Source organism: Methylobacterium sp. CM6246, from assembly GCF_054818005.1.
Genome location: NZ_JBTXKY010000001.1, coordinates 2528158 through 2548051, shown reverse-complemented (window position 1 = coordinate 2548051; position 19894 = coordinate 2528158). Strand labels below are relative to the sequence as shown.

At 67.9% G+C, this 19894-nt stretch carries 21 protein-coding genes and 1 tRNA gene; 7 read left to right on the top strand and 15 right to left on the bottom strand.

The genetic code is table 11. The features are described from left to right. Window positions 1-21: 21 nt before the first annotated feature. The 8 genes from ACYQPG_RS12525 to ACYQPG_RS12490 form a co-directional block, all read right to left on the bottom strand. The gene (locus ACYQPG_RS12525) at window positions 22-333 is read right to left on the bottom strand and encodes a hypothetical protein (RefSeq protein ID WP_147852898.1); all 312 of its coding nucleotides are present in this window, start codon (window positions 331-333) and stop codon (window positions 22-24) included. A gap of 313 nt (window positions 334-646) precedes the next feature. Next, window positions 647-988, bottom strand: coding sequence for a hypothetical protein (locus ACYQPG_RS12520; protein WP_461231071.1), 342 nt, complete (start codon window positions 986-988; stop codon window positions 647-649). A 391-nt stretch (window positions 989-1379) separates the two neighbouring features. Beyond that, entirely contained in the window at window positions 1380-1763 is a 384-nt protein-coding gene (locus ACYQPG_RS12515) for an SUF system Fe-S cluster assembly protein (RefSeq protein ID WP_147852895.1), read from the bottom strand. Window positions 1764-1855: 92 nt separating this feature from the next. Further along, window positions 1856-3100: a cysteine desulfurase gene (locus ACYQPG_RS12510; RefSeq protein WP_461231070.1), complete on the bottom strand. Its 1245-nt coding sequence runs from the start codon at window positions 3098-3100 to the stop codon at window positions 1856-1858. 177 nt (window positions 3101-3277) lie between these two features. After that, entirely contained in the window at window positions 3278-4600 is a 1323-nt protein-coding gene (locus ACYQPG_RS12505; RefSeq protein WP_147905739.1) for a SufB/SufD family protein, read from the bottom strand. A 4-nt stretch (window positions 4601-4604) separates the two neighbouring features. Further along, the gene (gene sufC / locus ACYQPG_RS12500; protein ID WP_461231069.1) at window positions 4605-5357 is read right to left on the bottom strand and encodes a Fe-S cluster assembly ATPase SufC; all 753 of its coding nucleotides are present in this window, start codon (window positions 5355-5357) and stop codon (window positions 4605-4607) included. 194 nt (window positions 5358-5551) lie between these two features. Next, window positions 5552-7021: a Fe-S cluster assembly protein SufB gene (gene sufB, locus ACYQPG_RS12495; RefSeq protein ID WP_147905738.1), complete on the bottom strand. Its 1470-nt coding sequence runs from the start codon at window positions 7019-7021 to the stop codon at window positions 5552-5554. Between the two features lie 70 nt (window positions 7022-7091). Next, a complete protein-coding gene (locus ACYQPG_RS12490) occupies window positions 7092-8261 on the bottom strand; it encodes a cysteine desulfurase family protein (RefSeq protein ID WP_419829542.1) in 1170 nt (389 codons plus the stop codon). A 274-nt stretch (window positions 8262-8535) separates the two neighbouring features. Here ACYQPG_RS12490 and ACYQPG_RS12485 point away from each other — a divergent pair, with 274 nt between their 5' ends. The 3 genes from ACYQPG_RS12485 to ACYQPG_RS12475 all read left to right on the top strand — a co-directional run bounded on the left by ACYQPG_RS12485 (window position 8536) and on the right by ACYQPG_RS12475 (window position 11016). Next, window positions 8536-9192, top strand: coding sequence for an alpha/beta hydrolase (locus ACYQPG_RS12485; protein WP_092045953.1), 657 nt, complete (start codon window positions 8536-8538; stop codon window positions 9190-9192). 86 nt (window positions 9193-9278) lie between these two features. Beyond that, window positions 9279-9665, top strand: a complete 387-nt coding sequence (locus tag ACYQPG_RS12480; RefSeq protein ID WP_147852889.1) for a response regulator — start codon at window positions 9279-9281, stop codon at window positions 9663-9665. 58 nt (window positions 9666-9723) lie between these two features. After that, window positions 9724-11016, top strand: coding sequence for an O-acetylhomoserine aminocarboxypropyltransferase/cysteine synthase family protein (locus tag ACYQPG_RS12475; protein ID WP_419829541.1), 1293 nt, complete (start codon window positions 9724-9726; stop codon window positions 11014-11016). 46 nt (window positions 11017-11062) lie between these two features. Here ACYQPG_RS12475 and ACYQPG_RS12470 read toward each other — a convergent pair whose 3' ends face one another. The 6 genes from ACYQPG_RS12470 to ACYQPG_RS12445 form a co-directional block, all read right to left on the bottom strand. After that, window positions 11063-12232: an acetyl-CoA acetyltransferase gene (locus tag ACYQPG_RS12470; protein WP_147938079.1), complete on the bottom strand. Its 1170-nt coding sequence runs from the start codon at window positions 12230-12232 to the stop codon at window positions 11063-11065. Window positions 12233-12301: 69 nt separating this feature from the next. Continuing rightward, window positions 12302-14020 carry an IlvD/Edd family dehydratase gene (locus tag ACYQPG_RS12465; protein WP_461231068.1) on the bottom strand — a complete coding sequence of 573 codons (1719 nt, stop codon included), beginning with the start codon at window positions 14018-14020 and terminating at the stop codon, window positions 12302-12304. A gap of 114 nt (window positions 14021-14134) precedes the next feature. Then, on the bottom strand, window positions 14135-14704 hold the full coding sequence (locus ACYQPG_RS12460) for an NUDIX domain-containing protein (RefSeq protein ID WP_147905733.1): 570 nt from the start codon (window positions 14702-14704) through the stop codon (window positions 14135-14137). 177 nt (window positions 14705-14881) lie between these two features. Continuing rightward, window positions 14882-14956, bottom strand: a tRNA-Thr gene (locus ACYQPG_RS12455). A 157-nt stretch (window positions 14957-15113) separates the two neighbouring features. Next, window positions 15114-16259: a 3-dehydroquinate synthase gene (gene aroB, locus ACYQPG_RS12450; protein ID WP_419829539.1), complete on the bottom strand. Its 1146-nt coding sequence runs from the start codon at window positions 16257-16259 to the stop codon at window positions 15114-15116. Between the two features lie 29 nt (window positions 16260-16288). Continuing rightward, window positions 16289-16888 (bottom strand): shikimate kinase, encoded by a 600-nt coding sequence (locus ACYQPG_RS12445; RefSeq protein ID WP_246692242.1) that lies wholly within the window; start codon window positions 16886-16888, stop codon window positions 16289-16291. 256 nt (window positions 16889-17144) lie between these two features. Here ACYQPG_RS12445 and ACYQPG_RS12440 point away from each other — a divergent pair, with 256 nt between their 5' ends. The 3 genes from ACYQPG_RS12440 to ACYQPG_RS12430 all read left to right on the top strand — a co-directional run bounded on the left by ACYQPG_RS12440 (window position 17145) and on the right by ACYQPG_RS12430 (window position 18881). Next, on the top strand, window positions 17145-17297 hold the full coding sequence (locus ACYQPG_RS12440; RefSeq protein ID WP_147896272.1) for a histidine kinase: 153 nt from the start codon (window positions 17145-17147) through the stop codon (window positions 17295-17297). Continuing rightward, on the top strand, window positions 17294-18235 hold the full coding sequence (locus ACYQPG_RS12435; protein WP_147896271.1) for a site-specific tyrosine recombinase XerD: 942 nt from the start codon (window positions 17294-17296) through the stop codon (window positions 18233-18235). The genes ACYQPG_RS12440 and ACYQPG_RS12435 overlap by 4 nt, the downstream gene beginning before the upstream one ends. 124 nt (window positions 18236-18359) lie before the next feature. Next, window positions 18360-18881: a MarR family winged helix-turn-helix transcriptional regulator gene (locus tag ACYQPG_RS12430; RefSeq protein WP_187193579.1), complete on the top strand. Its 522-nt coding sequence runs from the start codon at window positions 18360-18362 to the stop codon at window positions 18879-18881. Window positions 18882-18990: 109 nt separating this feature from the next. Here ACYQPG_RS12430 and ACYQPG_RS12425 read toward each other — a convergent pair whose 3' ends face one another. Next, window positions 18991-19356 carry a c-type cytochrome gene (locus tag ACYQPG_RS12425; RefSeq protein ID WP_147905729.1) on the bottom strand — a complete coding sequence of 122 codons (366 nt, stop codon included), beginning with the start codon at window positions 19354-19356 and terminating at the stop codon, window positions 18991-18993. Between the two features lie 305 nt (window positions 19357-19661). Between ACYQPG_RS12425 and ACYQPG_RS12420 the strand changes: the two genes are divergently transcribed. Further along, window positions 19662-19883, top strand: coding sequence for a hypothetical protein (locus ACYQPG_RS12420; RefSeq protein ID WP_147905728.1), 222 nt, complete (start codon window positions 19662-19664; stop codon window positions 19881-19883). Window positions 19884-19894 lie beyond the last annotated feature (11 nt).

The window sequence follows — 19894 nt, the reverse complement described above, 5'->3', positions numbered from 1 at the left end:
GCTGACGCGCCTACGACGAGCCTATCCACCGTGCCGGAGCAAGACGAGCGCGGCCAGTCCGACCAGCGTCGCGAGGCCGAGCATCCTGCGCCATGGGTTGACGCCGCGGACGAGTTCATCGACTGCCCACCAGCCCAGGGCGACATCGGCGCCGATGGCGAGCCAAGATCCCAGGGGCTCGGCGCCGCTTGCCAGCCATGCCGCCAGCGTCAGCGCGAGGAACAACCAGAGCGGCAGGTTCGGCCATTGCGCAATCGTGATGGCGCCGGTCTGCCGGTCCCGGAAAAGCCAGTCGCGCACCCGCAGGAGGGGACTGGTCGATGGCTGCATCATGGTCCGGCGCCCTTCCTGTTGCCGCGCGATCGTGCGGCGGCGCACCGCCGGTCGGCCGAAGCCCCGTTAAGACGAACTCAACAGGCCGGATCGAACTTAACCTTATATCAACCTTACTAATTGGAAAGCGCGGTCCAATCCCTAACAGTTCCTGAAACGACTCGCGAAACAGTCGTTAATCAGACGATAATGCATCGACGGAACGGCGACGAACCGCACCAAGAGGACGGATCCACCATGTGCACTCGCTTCGAAGACCTGAAGTTCATGCTCCTCCTCAGCGCCGTCACGCTGCTCGGCAGCGGCCTGGACGTCATCCTGCGCTGATCGAGGCCGCCACCATCCCGCCCATCTCCGTCGAACCGTGTCTCGCGAAGGCGCGTCCCAAGGCTGATCGTGCCGCCGTTTCCTGAGGCCGCCCGTCACGGCGTTGCTGGGTAGCGACGGGGACATTCACGACACGGGGCGTGGGCGAAAACCATCGGTTCTGCGCGACCGGGGTGGGAACCGCCACCGAAGTCTGGCCGGAGAGGAGGAAACTGCGCAATTCGGCCACCCGCGCCTTCCGCTCCGTACGCATTACGAACGCGGCCACGACGATACCGCTCAGCCCGGCCACTTCGAGAAGCACCGCGACCACGTAACCCGGACCCATTCGTCCCCACCATGTGCGATCCGCGACGCCGAATAAACCGGCGGCCACCTACCCCAGTGGACACTCTTGATTACTAAAATCTTAAAATCTACATCAATTGATAGACTGCCTGGCCGTTTCTGTACTCGTTTCACAGTAGCTGTCGAATTGAAGCTCATCGGCCGGTCGAGCGCTGCTTCCATCGCGCCCGTCGGCGTGCAGGCCTATAGCGCGATCGACGCTCTCTCGACCCGGGCGGGTGGCCTTAATATTAGCCCTGCCCGTGGAAGTTGCTCGTGTCGTGGCCGATGCGAACGATTGAAACGTTTGGCACGGGTAAAGGGGCGCGTGTGGAGCATGCGCCCTCCCGATAGCCGGCGTCGGTGTTGAGCGTCGGCCGTTCGGGGCTGCGCTACCACATATCCAGGGCGACGCGAGCCTCGTCCGACATCCGGCTCTGATCCCACGGCGGGTCGAACACCATCGTGACGGCGCACGATTGAATGCCCGGCACGGCGCTGACGGCGTTCTCGACCCAGCCCGGCATCTCACCGGCGACGGGACAGCCGGGAGCGGTCAGGGTCATGTCGATCGCGACCTTCCGGTCGTCGCCGATATCGACCTTGTAGATCAGGCCGAGCTCGTAGATGTCCGCCGGGATCTCCGGATCGTAGACGGATTTCAGCGCCGCGACGATGTCGTCGGTCAGCCGGTCCAGCTCGGCCGGCGGGATCGCCGATGCGGCTTCGACCGCGGGGGCGTTCGCGCCGCCGGTGATTGTGGCGTCGGTGCTCATGGTTTCACTCTCCCCCGGGCCCGTCCAGACGGCCCCGGTTTCCTCGCGGCACGCGCATCGTCCTCACGATCGTGTTCGGAACGCTGCGCCGATCAGGCGAACATCATCTCGGCTTTGCCGAGCGCCTCGGCAAGGGCATCGATCTCGGCCGGCGTCGTGTAAAGCCCGAACGAGGCCCTGCAGGTCGAGGTGACGCCGAAGCGCGTCAGCAGCGGCATAGCGCAATGCGTGCCGGCCCGCACCGCGACGCCCTGTCGGTCGATCACCGTGGCGATGTCGTGCGCGTGGGCGCCCTTCATCTCGAAGCTGACCACGCCGCCCTTGCCCTTGGCGGTGCCGATGATCCGCAGGGCGTTCATGGCGCCCAGGCGCTCGTGCGCGTAGCGCGTCAGCATCGCTTCGTGGGCCGCGATGTTCTCCCGGCCCAGGCCCAGCATGTATTCCAGCGCCGCCCCGAGCCCGACCGCCTCGACGATCGCCGGGGTCCCGGCTTCGAAGCGATGCGGCGGGTCGTTGTACGTGACCGTGTCCTGGCTGACGGCCCGGATCATCTCGCCGCCTCCCTGGTACGGGGGCAGGCGCTCCAGCCATTCCTTCTTGCCGTAGAGCACGCCGATACCGGTCGGCCCGTAGACCTTGTGGCCGGTGAAGATGAAGAAGTCGCAATCCAGCGCCCGCACGTCGATCGGCTGGTGAACGGCGCTCTGCGCGCCGTCGAGCAGCACCGGAACGCCGTGCGCATGCGCGATGCGGACGATCTCCTCCGCAGGCGTCACCGTACCCAGCACGTTCGACATGTGGGTGATCGCCACCATCCTGGTGCGCGGCGTGAACAGCTTCTCGTATTCCTCGACGAGGAAGTTGCCGTCCTCGTCCACCGGCGCCCACTTGATCACGGCCCCGCGCCGCTCGCGCAGGAAGTGCCAGGGCACGATGTTGGAGTGGTGCTCCATGATCGACAGGATGATCTCGTCACCCTCGCCGATCAGCCCGGCCCAGCCCATGCTGGAGGCCACGAGGTTGTAGGCCTCGGTGGCGTTGCGGGTGAAGATGATCTCGTCGGTGGAGGCGGCGTTGAGGAACTGGCGCGTGGTCTCCCGGGCGCCCTCAAACCCTTCCGTGGCGGCGTTCGCCATGAAGTGCAGGCCGCGGTGGACGTTGGCGTAGCCGGTCTCCATGCAGGAGACCATCGCGTCGATGACCTGTCTGGGCTTCTGGGCCGAGGCCGCGTTGTCAAGATAGACCAGCGGCTTGCCGTAGACTGTCTGCGACAGGATCGGGAAGTCCTTCCGGACCGCCTCGACATCGTAGCCGGTGGTGAGGACGGGTGCGTTCATTGTCGCGACCTTCTGGGACCTCGAGTCCGTCCCATGGGCCACCTCGATCCGAGGGGCCGAAGCGAAGCGAAGGTCTCGAAGGAGGCCTCCGGAAAGGGCGTCGCGACCCCGATGACCCGCGAACGGGGCTCGGGATTCGCGGAGCCGGCCGATCCTGCGGGAGGACCGGCCGATCGTTCAAGCGCGTGCAGCGAGCCAGGCTTCGATCTCGCCGATCAGCGCCGCGCGGGCACCCTCGTGCGTGACCGATTCGATCGCCTCGCCGACGAAGGCCTGTACCAGGAGGCTCTCGGCCACCGAGCGCGGCAGGCCACGGGCCATCAGGTAGAACAGCAGGTCCTCGTCCGGGGCGCCACAGGTTGCACCATGGCCGCAGGCGACGTCGTCGGCGAAGATCTCCAGCTCCGGCTTGTTCATCATCTGCCCCTCGTCGTTGAGGAGCAGGCAGTCCGACTTCATCTTGCCGTCGGTCTGCTGCGCAGCCTGTCGGACGATGATCTTGCCCTGGAATACCCCGGTGGCATCCCCGTCGATCACCGTCTTGAACATCTCGCGGCCGATGCCGCCCACGGCCGCGTGGTCGGCCAACAGGGTCGAGTCGGCCAGCTGCCCGTTGCCCAGCATCGCCGCGCCGTTGACCACGGCGTTCACGTTTTCACCGGCGACGTGCATGTAGATCTGGTGGCGCGACAGGACGGCACCGGTGACCAGGTTGACCGTCTCCAGCCGGGACTCGTCGTCGAGGCGCACGCTGATCGTCGAGAGTGCGATGGCGGCGTTACCCTCCCGGTTGAGCCGGGCATGGCGGAAGACGGCCTGCTTGCCGACCCGCACGTCGAGCGCATCGTTCGGCTGGTAGGTCAGGCCGTCCGGACCCTCGTGGCTCTCCAGCATGGTTATCTCGGCGCCGTCGCCGAGATCGACCAGGACCCGCGTCGCCGTGGAGAAACCCTCGGAGCCGCTGCCGATGAAGCGCAGATGCAGGGCCCGCTCGATCTTGGTACCAGGAGCGACCGAAATCAGCGCGCCGTCGGCCAGGAAGGCGGTGTTGAGCTGGTAGATCGGGTTCTCACGAGCCTGCTCCACCGGCGCGAGCAGCCGGAGGCGGGTGTCGCTCTTGCCCATCGCATCGTTGAGCGGCGTTACGGTGAGGCCGGCCGGCAGCCCGTCGAGGTCCGACAGCGGACGGACGAGATGGCCGTTGACGAAGGTCAGATGCGCCGCGTCGAGGCCGGCAAAGCCCTTGGCGGATGCCGCGGCGGCCTGGGCGGCTTCCGCAGACGGGGCCTCGGCCGGCGGTACGGCCTCCTTCATGGCGGCGCGCAGGTCGGTGTACTTGAACGCCTCCACCCGCCGGCTGGGAAGGCCGGCGGCCTCGAAGAAGCGGAACGCCTCCTCGCGGGCGATCGCCTCTTCCGAGGCGAAGCCCTTGCGAGCAGCCTCGAACAGGCTCGACAGCCCGGTCTCGGCGCTGGTGCGCAGGTTCTGGATCTCGGCCATGGGCTTACGCGGCCTCGTTGGTGCGGTACTCGGCGTAGCCAGACGCCTCGAGTTCGAGCGCCAGTTCCTTGCCGCCGGTCTTCACGATCAGGCCCTTCGACATGACGTGCACGGTATCGGGCACGATGTGGTTGAGCAGGCGCTGGTAGTGGGTGATCACCAGGAACGAGCGGCCCTGGGCCCGGAGCGCGTTGACGCCCTCGGAGACGATGCGCAGGGCGTCGATGTCGAGGCCGGAATCGGTCTCGTCGAGCACGCAGAACTTCGGCTCCAGCAGCGCCATCTGGAGGATCTCCATGCGCTTCTTCTCACCGCCGGAGAAGCCGACGTTGAGGGCGCGCTTGAGCATCTCCTTGTTGATCTCGAGCTTGTCGGCGGCGGTGTTGACCTTGCGGATGAAGTCCGGCGTCGAAATCTCGCCCTCTCCGCGGGCGCGGCGCTGGGCGTTGAGGCAGGCCTTGAGGAAGGTCATGGTGCCGACGCCGGGAATCTCCAGCGGGTACTGGAACGCCAGGAAGACGCCGGCCGCGGCGCGCTCGTCGGCGGCCATCTCCAGCACGTTCTGCCCGTCGAGCAGGATCTCGCCGTCGAGGACCTCGTAGTCCTCCTTGCCGGCGATGACGTAGGACAGGGTCGACTTGCCCGACCCGTTCGGCCCCATGATCGCCGCGACCTCGCCGTCGTTCACGGTCAGGTTCAGGCCGTTCAGGATGCGGTTGTCCTCGATCTGCACGACGAGGTTCTTGATTTCCAGCATGTTAGTTCAAGTCCTATCGAACGGCGGATCGGGTTGATGCACCGACCGCGTGCCGTCAGTTCCTTATCGCCGTCACCGAGACGGCCATTTCGAAGGCCTTCAGCTCCGGATGCGGCGCATGAACACCTTCGCGCAATCCGGTCGGCGACCGCGGGGATGCCGCGATCGCCATGGGTATCGACGCCCGTCGGACCTTAGCCGACCGAGCCTTCGAGGCTGATCGAGATCAGCTTCTGGGCCTCGACGGCGAACTCCATCGGAAGCTGCTGCAGTACGTCCCGGACGAAGCCGTTGACGATGAGCGCGGTCGCCTCCTCCTCGGAGAGGCCGCGCTGCAGGCAGTAGAACTTCTGGTCCTCGGAGATCTTCGAGGTGGTCGCCTCGTGCTCGAACACCGCGGACGCGTTCTTCGACTCGATGTAGGGCACGGTGTGCGCCCCGCACTGGTCGCCGATCAGCAGCGAGTCGCAGTTGGTGAAGTTGCGGGCGTTCTTGGCCTTCTTGTGGGCCGAGACCAAGCCCCGGTAGGTGTTCTGCGAACGCCCGGCGGAGATGCCCTTCGAGATGATCCGGCTGGTGGTGTTCTTGCCGAGGTGGATCATCTTGGTGCCGGAATCGACCTGCTGCATGCCGTTCGATACTGCGATCGAGTAGAACTCGCCGCGGGATTCGTCGCCACGCAGGATACAGGACGGGTACTTCCAGGTGATCGCCGAGCCGGTCTCGACCTGGGTCCAGGAGATCTTGGAGCGGGCGCCGCGGCAATCACCGCGCTTGGTGACGAAGTTGTAGATGCCACCCTTACCTTCGTTGTCGCCCGGGTACCAGTTCTGGACCGTCGAGTACTTGATCTCGGCGTCGTCCAAAGCGACCAGCTCGACCACCGCGGCGTGGAGCTGGTTGTCGTCGCGCTTCGGGGCGGTGCAGCCCTCGAGGTACGAGACGTACGAGCCCTTGTCGGCGATGATCAGCGTGCGCTCGAACTGGCCGGTGTCGCGCTCGTTGATGCGGAAGTAGGTCGACAGCTCCATCGGGCAGCGGACGCCCGGCGGGATGTAGACGAACGAGCCGTCGGAGAAGACCGCAGAGTTCAGCGTCGCGAAGAAGTTGTCGGTCGAGGGCACCACCGTGCCCAGGTACTTCTTCACCAGCTCGGGATATTCCTGCACGGCCTCGGAAATCGGCATGAAGATCACGCCGGCCTTCGAGAGTTCCTTCTTGAAGGTCGTGGCCACTGAAACCGAATCGAACACGGCGTCGACTGCGACGCGGCGCTCCGGCGCGATGCCTTCCAGCACCTCGACCTCACGCAGCGGGATGCCGAGCTTCTCGTAGGTCTTCAGGATCTCCGGATCGATCTCGTCGAGCGACATCGCCGCCGGGCGCTTGGGCGCGGCGTAGTAGTAGATGTCGCTATAGTCGACCTTGTCGTACGCGACCCGCGCCCACTCCGGCTCCTTCATGGTGAGCCAGCGGCGATAGGCGTCGAGGCGCCATTCGAGCAGCCATGCCGGCTCGTTCTTCTTGGCCGAGATGAAGCGCACGACGTCCTCGGAGATGCCCTTGGCGGACTTCTCCATCTCGATGGTGGTCTCGAACCCGTACTTGTACTGGTCGAGGTCGATCGAGCGGACCCGGTCGATTGTTTCCTGCACGGCAGGCATGAGCATCTCCTGGCAAGCCCGGTTTCAAGGACCGGGAAGCGTCTTTCGGAAAGCGTGGGACGCGGCTGATTCAGGCCGCGTACCCTCGCCGCTTATATAGGGGCTGCAAGACCCGTTCGAAGGCGTCGAGAAAGCATGACGCATCCTCGTCCACCGTGTTCCAGCCGAGGCTGACGCGCAGCGCGCGCCCGGCAAGCTCGGGCGCGACGCCCATCGCCGACAGTGTCGCCGAACGTGCGACTTTGCCCGACGAGCAGGCCGAGCCCGACGACACCGCCACGCCGGCGAGGTCGAAGGCGATCAGGGCGGCGGGCGCGTCGAGGCCCGGAACCGCGAAGCTCAGCGTGTTCGGCAGTCGCGGCGCGCCGGCCGCGAACACCACGGCCTCCGGGGCGCGGACGCGCAGGCCGGCTTCGATCCGGTCGCGCAAGCCGGCGAGGCGAACGCCCTCCGGCACGAGGGCTTCGGTCGCGATCCGGGCGGCCTCGCCCATACCAACGATCGCCGGCAGGCACTCGGTTCCGCAGCGCTGGCGCCGCTCCTGCCCGCCACCGCGGAGGAACGCCGCGTCCAGGGCGACATCGTCGGCCAGGATCATCGCGCCGACCCCCTTGGGGGCCGCGAATTTGTGCCCCGACAGCGTGAGCGCGTCGATTCCCAGGGTCGCCATGTCGAAGGCGACCTTGCCGACCGCCTGAACGGCATCGGTGTGGACCAGGGCCCGGCCATGCGCGCGGGCCAGGGCGACGACGTCGGACAGGGGCTGGATCGCGCCGGTCTCGTTGTTGGCCGCATGGACCGAGATCAGCACGCTCTCGTCCGCGAGCGCGCCGAGGCGTCGTTGGAGGACGAGGAGATCGATCACGCCCTCGGGTGTGACCGGTATTTCCTCGACCGCCCCATGAGAGAATCGGTGGCCTGCGGCAACGCAGGGGTGCTCGGTGGCGGAATGGAGCAGCCGCGTCGGCTTCGGCTGGCCGCGCCGGCCGAGGGCGCCGGACAGAACCGCATTCGCGGCCTCCGTCCCGCCGCTGGTGAACACCACCTGCGCCGGCCGGGCATTCACGAGGGCCGCGACCTGACCGCGGGCCGCTTCCAGCGCGGCGCGGGCAGCGCGGCCCTCTTGATGGATCGAGGACGGGTTGCCGGGCAGCATCAGCGCGCGCGCCACCGCTTCCGCCACGGCGGGGCGGACGGGGGCGGTCGCGTTGTGATCGAGATAGGCGCGGGCCCGGCTCATGCTGATTCCGTGTGGTCCCCTGCATACGGCGCGTGACAATTCCTTGCCCGCGGGCCGGCTCGCCGTGCTAAGGCGCGCCGACAAATGAGATGTCGCCAACCGAACGGCTGGTGCAGAGAACTGGCACCGCGTGCCCGCTCACCTACATTAGAATAGTTCTAATCGCCTAGAACTGTTCTAAGAGCGTTTGTATGGTGTGCGTGCGGCGAGTCAAGGCTGCCTCTTCACTGCCCGAGATCGCGCGGCCGGCGACCGCTGAAACGAGAGTTGAACGATGCCTGAAGTCATCTTCACCGGCCCGGCCGGACGTCTGGAAGGCCGCTATCAGGCCCCCAAGAAGCGCGGCGCGCCGATTGCCATCGTCCTGCACCCGCACCCCCAGTTCGGGGGTACGATGAACAATCAAATTGTGTACAATCTTTTCTACACCTTCGCCAATCGCGGCTTCGCAGCCCTGCGTTTCAATTTTCGCGGGGTCGGCCGCAGCCAGGGCGCGTTCGACCACGGTTCGGGTGAGCTCTCCGACGCGGCCGCGGCCCTCGACTGGGTGCAGTCGGTCAACCCGGAGGCGAAGTCGTGCTGGATCGCCGGCGTGTCGTTCGGCGCCTGGATTGGCATGCAGCTGCTGATGCGGCGTCCCGAGATCGAGGGCTTCATCTCGATCGCCGCGATGGCCAACCGCTTCGACTTCACCTTCCTGGCCCCCTGCCCCTCCTCCGGCCTGTTCGTGCACGGCTCCGAGGATCGCGTCGCGCCGGCCCGGGACGTCATGCCGGTGATCGAGAAGGTGAAGGTGCAGAAGGGCGTGATCATCGAGCACCAGATGGTCGAGGGCGCCAACCACTTCTTCGACGGCAAGGTCGACGAACTGACTCAGACGGTGGACACTTACCTCGACAAGCGCCTGGGGAAGCGTGAGGAGGCCGCCTGACGCCGCAGGTCCCGCGCCTTGACGGGGGCAGGCCCGGGGAATACGGCGCGGGCTTCGAACGTCGCGACTGAACCTTTGCAGGTCTGATGACTGAAAGCTTGTCCGACCAACCCGTGGTGCTGCTGGTGGAGGATGACGGCCTCCTGCTCATGGAGGCGTCCGATACCCTGGCGGATGCCGGCTTCACCGTGCTGGAGGCCAGCCACGCCGACAAGGCGCTGAAGGTCCTGGAAAACCGCGACGATGTCGGCGTCCTGATGACGGATGTCGACATGCCGCAGGGCTCGATGGACGGGTTCGCCCTGGCCCGCCTCGTGGCGCATCGCTGGCCGACCATCCCCGTCCTCGTCGTATCCGGCATGGGCACCCCCGGCCCCAACGACATGCCGGAGGGGGCCCGCTTCATTCCGAAGCCCTACGAGCCCACGACCCTGGTCCGAACCCTGCAGGCCTTCATCCGTCGCGCGGCGTGAAGCCTCCTCCGGCTCGGGCGCGTCGACGATCCGGGCGCCGTACAGCCGACCGAGAGCCATGACGGATACCAGCCGACAGCACCGCTTCGCGACCCGGGCCATCCATGCCGGCGCGGCGCCCGATCCCGCCACCGGCGCGCGGGTCCAGCCGATCTACTTCACCAACGGCTTCGTGTTCGATTCCACCGAGCAGGCGGCGGACATCTTCGCGGGCCGCCGGTCCGGGTTCTCGTACTCGCGCGGGTCGAACCCGACGGTGGCCGCCCTGGAGCGCCGGGTCGCCGACTTGGAGGGCGCCAAGGCCGGCGTCGCGGTCTCCTCCGGGCAGTCGGCGATGATGCTGGTGCTGATGACCCTGATGAAGAGCGGCGACGCCTACGTGGCCTCGCCGCGGCTGTTCGGCGGCTCGCTGGGCCTGATGCGCCGACTCGACGGCCGCTACGACCTGAAGCCCCGCTTCGCCGCCGGCATGCGGCCGGAGGATTTCGAGGCGGCGATCACGCCAGAATGCCGGGCCATCTTCTGCGAGTCGATCGTGAACCCGTGCGCCTCGGTGGTGGACCTCGACGGGATCGCCGCGGTAGCCCGTCGCCACGGCCTGCCCCTCGTGGTCGACAACACCCTGGCCTCGCCGGCCCTGATCCGGCCGATCGAGCACGGTGCGGACATCGTCTGGCACTCGACCTCGAAGTTCTTGAGCGGTTCGGGCCAGACCATCGGCGGCATGATCTGCGATGCCGGCTCCTTCGACTGGACCCGGACCACCGGCTACAACCTGATCACCGACCCCTGGCCGGACTACGACGGCTTGGTCCTGACCAAGAGCTTCCCCGAGACACCCTTCGCGGCAGCCTGCCGGTTCTTCGGCCTGCGCGATCTCGGCCCCGGTCTGTCGCCGATGAACGCCTTCCTGACCCTGATGGGCATCGAGACCCTGCCGTTGCGCATGGAACGCCACTGCGCCAACGCGCGGGCCGTGGCAGCCTTCCTGAAGGACCACCCGGCGGTGGCCTGGGTGAGCTATCCCGGACTGCCGGGGCAGATTGGGGAAGACCTCGCCCGGCGCTACACCCCGCAGGGACCGGGCTCGATCTTCACCTTCGCGCTGAAGGGCGGTGAGCCGGCGGCCCTGGCGTTCATCGCCGGGCTCGAACTGATCTCGCACTTGGTCAACATCGGCGAGATCAAGTCGCTGGCGATCCACCCGTCCTCGACGACGCACCGGCAATTGCCCGAGGGCGAGAAGGCCGCCGCGCAGGTCGGCCCCGAGACCGTGCGTCTCTCGATCGGCCTGGAGAACGAGGCCGACCTGATCGCCGACCTCAGCCAAGCCCTCGACAAGCTCGGCTGAGAGGGGATCGCTCCCCTCCCCTCTGTTGGCCCGATGTGGAGCGGTGCTACCGCCGCCGCTCCAGGATCGACACGTAGTTGGCCACCGCGGCCCCGCCCATGTTGAAGATCCCTGCCAGGTTCGCGCCTGGGACCTGCATCTCGCCCGCCTCGCCCATGAGCTGGAGGCAGGCCATCACGTGCATCGAGACGCCGGTGGCGCCGACCGGATGGCCTTTGGACTTCAGCCCGCCCGACGGATTGATCGGCAGCCGGCCGCCCTTCTCGGTCAGCCCCTCGCGGACGACGCGATAACCCTGGCCGGGTTCGGCCAGCCCCATCGCCTCGTACTCGATGAGTTCGGCGATGGTGAAGCAATCGTGCGTCTCCACGAACGACAGGTCGTCGTTGCCGATCCCGGCCTGCGCGCGCGCCTTCTCCCAGGCGAGCCGAGCGCCCTTGAACGCGGTCGGGTCCCGGCGCGACAGGGGGAGGATGTCGTTGACGTGCGCACGGGCGCGGAAGCCGACGGCGCGGGCCAACCCTTCCGCCGTCTCGGCATCGGCCACCACCAGGGCGGCGGCGCCGTCGGAGATCAGCGAGCAGTCGGTGCGCCGCAGCGGTGCCGCCACGTAGGGGTTCTTCTCGGAGACTTTGTTGCAGAACTCGAAGCCCAGGTCTTTCCTGAGCTGCGCGTAGGGGTTGCCTACACCGTTGCGGTGGTTCTTGGCGGCGATCCGGGCCAGTTCCTCGCTGCGGTCGCCGTAGCGCTGGAAGTAGCCGGCCGCGATCCGCCCGAACACGCCCGCGAAGCCGCCCTCGATGTCGGCCTCCTCTTTCCGGTAGGAGGCGCCGAGCAGGATGTCGCCGGTCTCGGCCACGGATTTCGCCGTCATCTTCTCGGCGCCGACCACCAGGGCGATCCGCCCGCGGCCGCTATCGACGAAATCGAGGGCCGCGTAGAGCGCCGCCGAACCGGTGGCGCAGGCGTTCTCCAGATGCGTCGCCGGTGCATGGGCGAGGCCCGGCCGAGTGAGCGCGACCTGCGACCCCTCGAAGCCCTGCTTCGAGAAGCCGGTGTTCATGACGCCCACATAGATCCCGTCGACCTGGGAATCCTCGACGCCGGCATGAGCCAACGCCTCGCCGGACACCCGCGCGATCAGGCCCTCGACATCCGGCTCCTCGAGCTTGCCGAACGGTGTGTGGGCCCAGCCCACGATACAGGCGCGCGTCATGCTCTTCGACTCCTCCCGATTCTTCACCGAACGATGGCCCCGGCGTGCCCGGGGATCAAGCGGCCGGCCTCAGCCCGGCTCGCCCTCCCCGATCAGGAAGTCGAAGTCGCATCCCTCCGGCGCTTGCGTGACGGTGCGCCGGTAGAGTGCCTTGTAGCCACGCTTGGGAGCGGGCGGCGGTTGATGGCCGGCGAGGCGGCGGGCGATCTCGGCCTCGTCCACCAGCAGGTCGATCCGCTTGTCGCGGATCGACAGGCGGACCCGGTCGCCGTCGCGCACGGCTCCGAGCGGACCGCCGATGGCCGCCTCCGGGGCGATGTGCAGCACGATCGACCCGAAGGCGGTGCCGGACATCCGGGCGTCCGAGATCCGCACCATGTCCTTCACCCCCGCCCTGGCGAGTTTCTTGGGGATCGGCAGGTAGCCCGCCTCGGGCATGCCGGCGGCGTGCGGCCCGGCATTCTGCAGCACCAGCACATCCCCCGGCGCCACGTCGAGGTCCGGGTCGTCGATTCGGCGGCTCAGGTCTTCGAGGCCGGTGAACACCACCGCTCGCCCCTCGGATTCGAACAGCCCCGGCGTCGCGGCGGCGCGCTTGAAGATCGCTCCGTCCGGGGCCAGGTTGCCGCTGAGCGCCACTAGGCCGCCTACCGGGGAGACCGGATCGTCGATGGCTCGGATCACCGCGCGGTCGACCCAGCCGGCCGGTTCGTCCAGACGCTCGGCCAGGGTGCGGCCCTCCACGTCCACGGTGTCGAGATGCAGGAGCGGGCGCAGCTCTCGCAGCAGCGCACCCATGCCGCCCGCGGCGTGGAAATCCTCCATGTAGCCCTCGCCCACGGGCTTCAGGTCGACCAGCACCGGGGTCTCGTCCGAGATTTCGTTGAAGCGCCCGGACGGGATGCGGATTCCGAGGCGCCCGGCGATGGCCGTGAGGTGCACGATGGCGTTGGTGGAGCCCGATACCGCCATCAGGACCCGGATCGCGTTCTCGACCGATCTCTGCGTGATGACCTGCGCCGGCGTGATCTTGGTCTGGATCAGCCGCACCGCGGCGCGTCCGGTCTCTTCGGCGGCCACCAGCCGGTCCGAATGCACGGCCGGGATCGCGGCGGTCCCGGGCAGCGACATGCCGAGCGCCTCGGCGATGCAGGCCATGGTCGAGGCCGTGCCCATCACCGCGCAGGTGCCGGCCGTGACCGAGAGCCGGCCCTCGACCTCGGCGATTTCCTCCGAATCCACCGTTCCAGCCCGGTACTTGGCCCAGAAGCCCCGGCAATCCGTGCAGGCGCCGAGCCGCTGGCCGCGATGACGGCCGGTGGACATCGGGCCGGTCACGACCTGGATCGCGGGCAGGCCGGCCGAGGCCGCCCCCATGAGCTGAGCCGGCACGGTCTTGTCGCAGCCGCCGATCAGGACCACCGCATCCATCGGCTGGGCCTGGATCATCTCCTCCGTGTCCATGGCCATGAGGTTGCGGTACATCATGCTGGTCGGGTTGAGGAAAACCTCTCCGAGCGACACGGTCGGGAACGGCAGCGGCAGGGCCCCGGCAGCCAGCACCCCGCGCGAGACCGCCTCGACCAGTTCCGGCATGCCGCGATGGCAGTTGTTGAACCCGGACGGCGTCATGGCGATGCCGACCACCGGCTTGTCGAGGAGCGTGCGCGAGATGCCCATGGACCGGGCGAAGGAGCGGCGCAGGTAGCGAGCGAAATCGCGGTCGCCGTAATTGGTCAGACCCCGGTCGAGGCCGTGGGGTTCGGCGGTGACGGCGTCTTCGCTCATCGCTTCGATTCCTGAGACGGGTTTCTGCTCAGCGCAGGTGAAACGCGATCCAGGCGACCGCGCCGAATACCATGGCGGTGATCAACCATTGTGCGAATACGCGATAGCGGATTCTCACGCCGCGAAAAGCTCCGGATGGCGGGCGCGCAGCGCCAGGACCAGCGTCAACGTCTTGAGATCGGTGAGTTCGGCCCGGTCCGCCATCCCGGCGAGGTCAGCGAGCGGCATTTCCACAATCCGGATGTTCTCGTGCTCGCCCTCGGCGCCGCCGCCGTCCTCGGCGCGGTCGGCCTTGCCGTAGGGGGCGAGGTAGAGATGCAGCTTTTCGGTGGTCAAGCTGGCGCAGGAATAGGTCGCGCCGACGAATTCGAGCGCGTGCAGGCGCAAGCCGACCTCCTCCAGCACCTCCCGGCGGCCGTTCTCCTCCGGGCTGCCGTCGTCGATGAGGCCGGCCGGCGCCTCCAGTTGGACCTGCTCGCCGGCCGCGAACAGGGGTGGCACCCGCAGCTCCCGCACCAGCGTGGCGACCCGCCGCTCCGGATCGTAGGGTAGAACACCAACCGAATTGCCGTGATCCTCGATCTCGCGCTCGACCACGGCGCCGTCTGCGAGACGCACCTTGGCGATCCCGAATCGGCTCCAGCCCTCGTGGACGAACCGGACGTCCAGGATCTCGGCTTTCATGACGTATCCCCGCCCGTGGGCCGCCGCGCGGCACAGAAGGCCCTACACCAGGATGGGCAATCCGGTTCCGAAGAAGGTGCTGCGCATGTAACGCTCAGGCACGGCGGCTTTCGGCCGACACGCGCTCCGGCCGCTCGCGGCTCGACCTGGTTCGCTAGGGCTGTTTAGGGAGGAAAGTGGTGCCGGAGGAGGGATTTGAACCCCCGACCTTCGCTTTACGAAAGCGCTGCTCTACCACTGAGCTACACCGGCAACCGGCGAGATCGGCGCACCGATCTCGAACCTCTGCCCCGAGCGCCCCGAGGGCCGTTCGAGCCAGACCTCCGTGACGGTTTGCGCCGTCCCGGACGTGGCAGGCTCATAGCGGTCCGACCGGCGCAAGGCAAGGCCGATGGTCGGATGAAGACCCTCAGGCCTGACGATCGGCAGCCAGTTCGTCCAGCAGGAACGCCCGCACCTCCCCCCGGTCGATCCCTGGAGCGATGAAGCTCTGGCCGATGCCGCGGGCAAGGATGAAGGTCAGGGCGCCGTTGCGGACCTTCTTGTCTTGGGCCATCGCTTCGAGGATGGCGTCGGCGTCGCCGCATCCGCCCGGAACCGCCTGGAGGCGGGTCGGCAGGCCGGCGAGCGCCAGGTGGTTGGCGACGCGGCCGGCATCCTGCCCGGCGCAGAGCCCGAGCCGGGCCGAGAACCGGAAGGCCAGGGCGAGACCGATCGCGACGCCCTCTCCATGGACCAGCCGAGCCGACTCGTAGCCCGTGAGCCGCTCCAGGGCGTGCCCGAACGTGTGTCCGAGGTTGAGCAGCGCGCGCTCGCCGTCCTCGCGTTCGTCCCGGGTCACCACGCTGGCCTTGGCCCGGCAGCATGCGGCCACGGCCTCGTCACGCTCCGGTCCGCCCGCGAAAATCCCGCGCCAGTTGGCCTCGCACCAGTCGAAGAAGCCGGCATCGGCGATCAGCCCGTACTTGGCGACCTCGGCGTAGCCGGCACGCATCTCGCGCTCGGACAGGGTGTCGAGGGCCCCCGTGTCGGCCAGCACCAGGCGCGGCTGATGGAAGGCGCCGATCAGGTTCTTGCCGAGCGGCGCGTTGATCCCGGTCTTGCCGCCCACCGAGGAATCGACCTGGGCGAGCAGGCTGGTTGGGACCTGCACGAAGCGTACGCCCCGGCGCAGGGTGGCAGCCGCGAAACCGGCGAGATCCCCGACCACGCCGCCCCCGAGGGCGACCACGAGATCGCCGCGTTCGACCTTCAGCGCCAGCAGGCCGTCGCAGACCTGCGCGTAACCCGCGTAGGATTTCGAGCTTTCGCCGGGCGCCACCGTGACGAAACCCGCGTTCAGGCCCGCCCGCTCCAGGCTGTCGCGCAGCCGCTCGCCATAAAGCGCCCCGACATTCTCGTCGGTGACGATCGCCGCCCGCCGGCCCCCGAGGGCCGCCACCTGAGCGCCGGCCATCTCGATCAGGCCACGCCCGATCAGGATGTCGTAGTCGCGCCCGGCATCGAGGGGCACGTGGACCGTCAGGGGAACCGGTTGGGTCGATGGCTCGGTCACGGACAGGCTCGCTTGGGCGTCACTGGGCGTCACTGGGCGGCGATGGGGCGCGGGGCGGCGGCATTCATGTGGGCGTCCAGCGCCTCCAGCACGTCCTGGACGACCCGGTCGTGCGAGACCTCCCGGGAGATCACCACCACGTCGGCGGCCGCGTAGACCGGGTGGCGGACCGCCATCAGGTCGCGCATCGTCGCCTCGGGATCGTCGGTGTGGAGCAGGGGCCTGTTGCCGCGCTTGCGCACCCGCCGCATCAGCACGTCGAGATCGGCCTTCAACCAGACCGAGATGGCGGATTCCCGGATGCGCACCCGCGTCGCCTCGCGCAGGTAGGCGCCGCCGCCGGTGGCCAGCACGAGGGGGCCGGCACGCAGGAGGCGCGAGATCACGCGCTCTTCGCCGTCGCGGAAGCTCGGCTCGCCGTAGATCGCGAAGATATCGGGGATGGTCAGGCCGGCCGCCGCCTCGATCTCGCTGTCGGCATCCTTGAAGATCAGTCCGAGCCGACTGGCCAAGCGCCGGCCGACCGTGCTCTTGCCCGCCCCCATCAAGCCGACGAGCACGATCGAGCGCAGGCCCAGCGCCCGGCGCAGGCGCGCCTCGATCGGTTCCCCGACGTCCTCTTCGTTCATCGACGGCAGCATCGCATGATCGTGGCGTCTCCGGCTCCCTATCGCCGCCCCGTACGCGCCTCGCCGGGGGGCTTCCAATCCTGTGCCAGGCTCTTAGCGCGATTCAAGCGGCCTGCGAAACGCATCGCTGTGTCCTTCCAGGCCTTGTCAGCGCCGTGATCGCATGTTCGAAACCGAGCCTTCGTGACATTTCGGGGGAGATTTCCGCGCGCTCCCTCCCCGTCGACTGCGCTCGTCTGCCCGAGGTTCGACCGACGTGCCGACCCTGTTCCGTTTCTTCGCTACCCTCGCGATCCTGGCCGGCCTCGTCTTCGCGGCGATGTTCGCGCTGGCGAACTTCGTGGTGCCGACCCCCCGGGAGATGACCGTGACCATCCCGGCCTCGAAGCTCCAACCGGGCAGCCGTTGAGCGCGGCCGTCGCCGGCGGCGCGGCTCCGCCCCCGTCCCCGGAGGTCGCCGCCTATCTCGACATGCTGGCCGCCGAGCGCGGTGCCGGCGCCAACACGCTGGCCGCCTACAGGCGCGACCTCGACGATTACCTCGCCTATCTCAAGCGCGCGGGCATCCCGCTCGAAGAGGCCGACACCCACAGCCTCCGGGCCTTCGTCGCCGACCTGGAGACACGGGGGTTGATGGCGTCGTCGGCGGCGCGGCGCCTGTCGTGCGTGCGCGGCTTCCACAAGTTTCTCTACGCCGAGGGATACGCCGAAGCCGATCCGAGCGTCGCGGTCTCGGGACCGCGCCGGGGCCGCACGCTCCCGAAAGTGCTGTCGATCGCCGAGGTGGACGGGCTTCTTGCCACCGCCCACGCGGCGGCATCCGCTGACGAGCAGCCCGGTCCGGCGCGCCGGGCCCGCCGGATGGTCTGCCTGCTCGAGCTTCTCTACGCGACGGGCCTGCGCGTCTCGGAACTCGTCGCCCTCCCGCGCACCGCGGGCGCCACCCGTGAGCGCTACCTGTTCATCAAGGGCAAGGGCGGCCGAGAACGGCTCGTCCCGCTGACGGAGGCGTCCAGGGCCGCGATGACCGCCCACCTCGCTGCGGTGCCGGAGGAGTCCCCCTGGCTGTTTCCCGCCGACAGCGACAGCGGCCACCTCACCCGGCAGGCCTTCGCCCGCGACCTCAAGGCCGTCGCGCTGGCCGCGGGCTTGCGCCCCGACCGCGTCAGCCCGCACGTCCTGCGCCACGCCTTCGCCAGTCATCTGCTGCAGAACGGGGCCGACCTACGCATCGTTCAGGAGTTGCTCGGCCACGCCGATATCTCGACGACGCAGATCTACACGCACGTCCTCGATGAACGCCTGAAAGCGATGGTACGAGATCTGCACCCGTTGATGGATGGCTGAACGTCGCAGAGGATCTGTGGCACGTCCGCGGTCCACGAGAATTGTACAGGTTTGACGAACTGACTAAGAGTGCCCTTCGGCATACCGGTACGATAGGCCGCCTTTACCAGAGAGAGTCCACCCCATGTCAGGCCCGACTGCTCCGCAGAGCGGCGCTGCGCCAACCACCGAGGCGGGTCAGGCGTCCGTCGACCAGCTATCGCAGCGGGACCGGCAGCGTCTCGACAACCAATTGTGCTTCGCGGTCTACGCCGCCGCGCACGCCTTCGGCCGTGCCTATCGCAACCTCCTCGGCCAGCACGAGCTGACATACCCGCAATATCTCGTCCTGCTGGTCCTGTGGGAAGAGGACGGCCTGTCGGTCAAGGAGATCGGCAACCGCCTGTTCCTCGATTCCGGGACCCTGACGCCGTTGCTCAAGCGCCTGGAAGCCTCCGGTCGCGTGCGGCGCGCTCGCGACCGGGCCGACGAGCGGCAGGTCAGCATCTTCCTCACGCCCGCCGGAGCCAAGCTGCGCGACGTGCTTGCCTGCCTCCCCGACGAGGCGGGCGACAGGACCGGCCTGAACGTGCAGGGCCGGAAGGATCTGCTGAACGATCTGGTGACCCTGCGGCTCGGGCTTCAAGCCGGGCTGATCCCGGAATAGCACGCCGTCTCGAGCCTCGATCCGCTCATCGGGCGGTCCTGAACGACGGAAGGCACCCGCGCGGCTGCGCGGATGCCTTCGTTTGGAGGTCAGACCTTGGAGCGAGGGCTCAGGACTGCGTCTTGAGGTAGGCGATCACGTCGTTGATCTTCTTGTCGTCGGGGTAGCCCTGGAAGATCATCTTGGTGCCGGGCACCTTGGTCTTCGGGTTCTTCAGCCACTCGTGAAGGTTGGCCTCGTCCCAGGTGATGCCGGAATTCTTCAGCGCGGCGGAGTAGTTGTAGCCCTCGTAGGTGCCGGCCTTGCGCCCGACGACGCCCTTCAGGTCCGGACCGACGCCGTTCTTCTGAAAGTTGTGGCAGGCCTTGCACGGGGCGAACGCCTTCTCGCCGGCAGCCGCGTCACCGGCCTCCTGGGCCTGCGCGGAGAACGGGAGCAAGGCAGCGAGAACGGCGCCGAGAATGAGTGAACGCATGGATTTCCTCCTTTTGGCCGCTGTCGCGGCAGCGTTTAAAGCAGAGCTTTCCTGCCTGGAACAGCTCTAAATGATTACACGCAGATGGTGCAACGGCCTAGCCTCGCGAGGTCGTCGTCCCGCCGCATGCGCTGGCGACCAAACCTTCAACGGCGGGGCCCGCCCTCCGCGGCCTGCGGCCGATGGAAGCTGGATCGGGATGGGGCGACAGCGCCCGGTGTCGGCTGGGCGGTTGCACTCCGCTTGGGCGAAGTCATAGACAAGGCCGTCGCCTCGCGTCCTTCGCGGCGCCGGGAGTGCCCACGATGACCTTCCGCGTCCTGGCGATCTTTGTGACGCTCTGCGGTCTTGTCGGAATCGTGATCGCGCTCGTCGACGAGCCGGATCGCTTGTCGGTCGCGGTGGGCAAGCTCGGCGAGGGCGGCATGTGGACGGCGCTGGCCGCCTTCGTGGGGATCGCGGCCTTGCTCGGCTACCGGCGACGCGACACGGGACGACCGCATCGACCTTTGGAACGTCGTCGCTGAGGCGCAGTCTC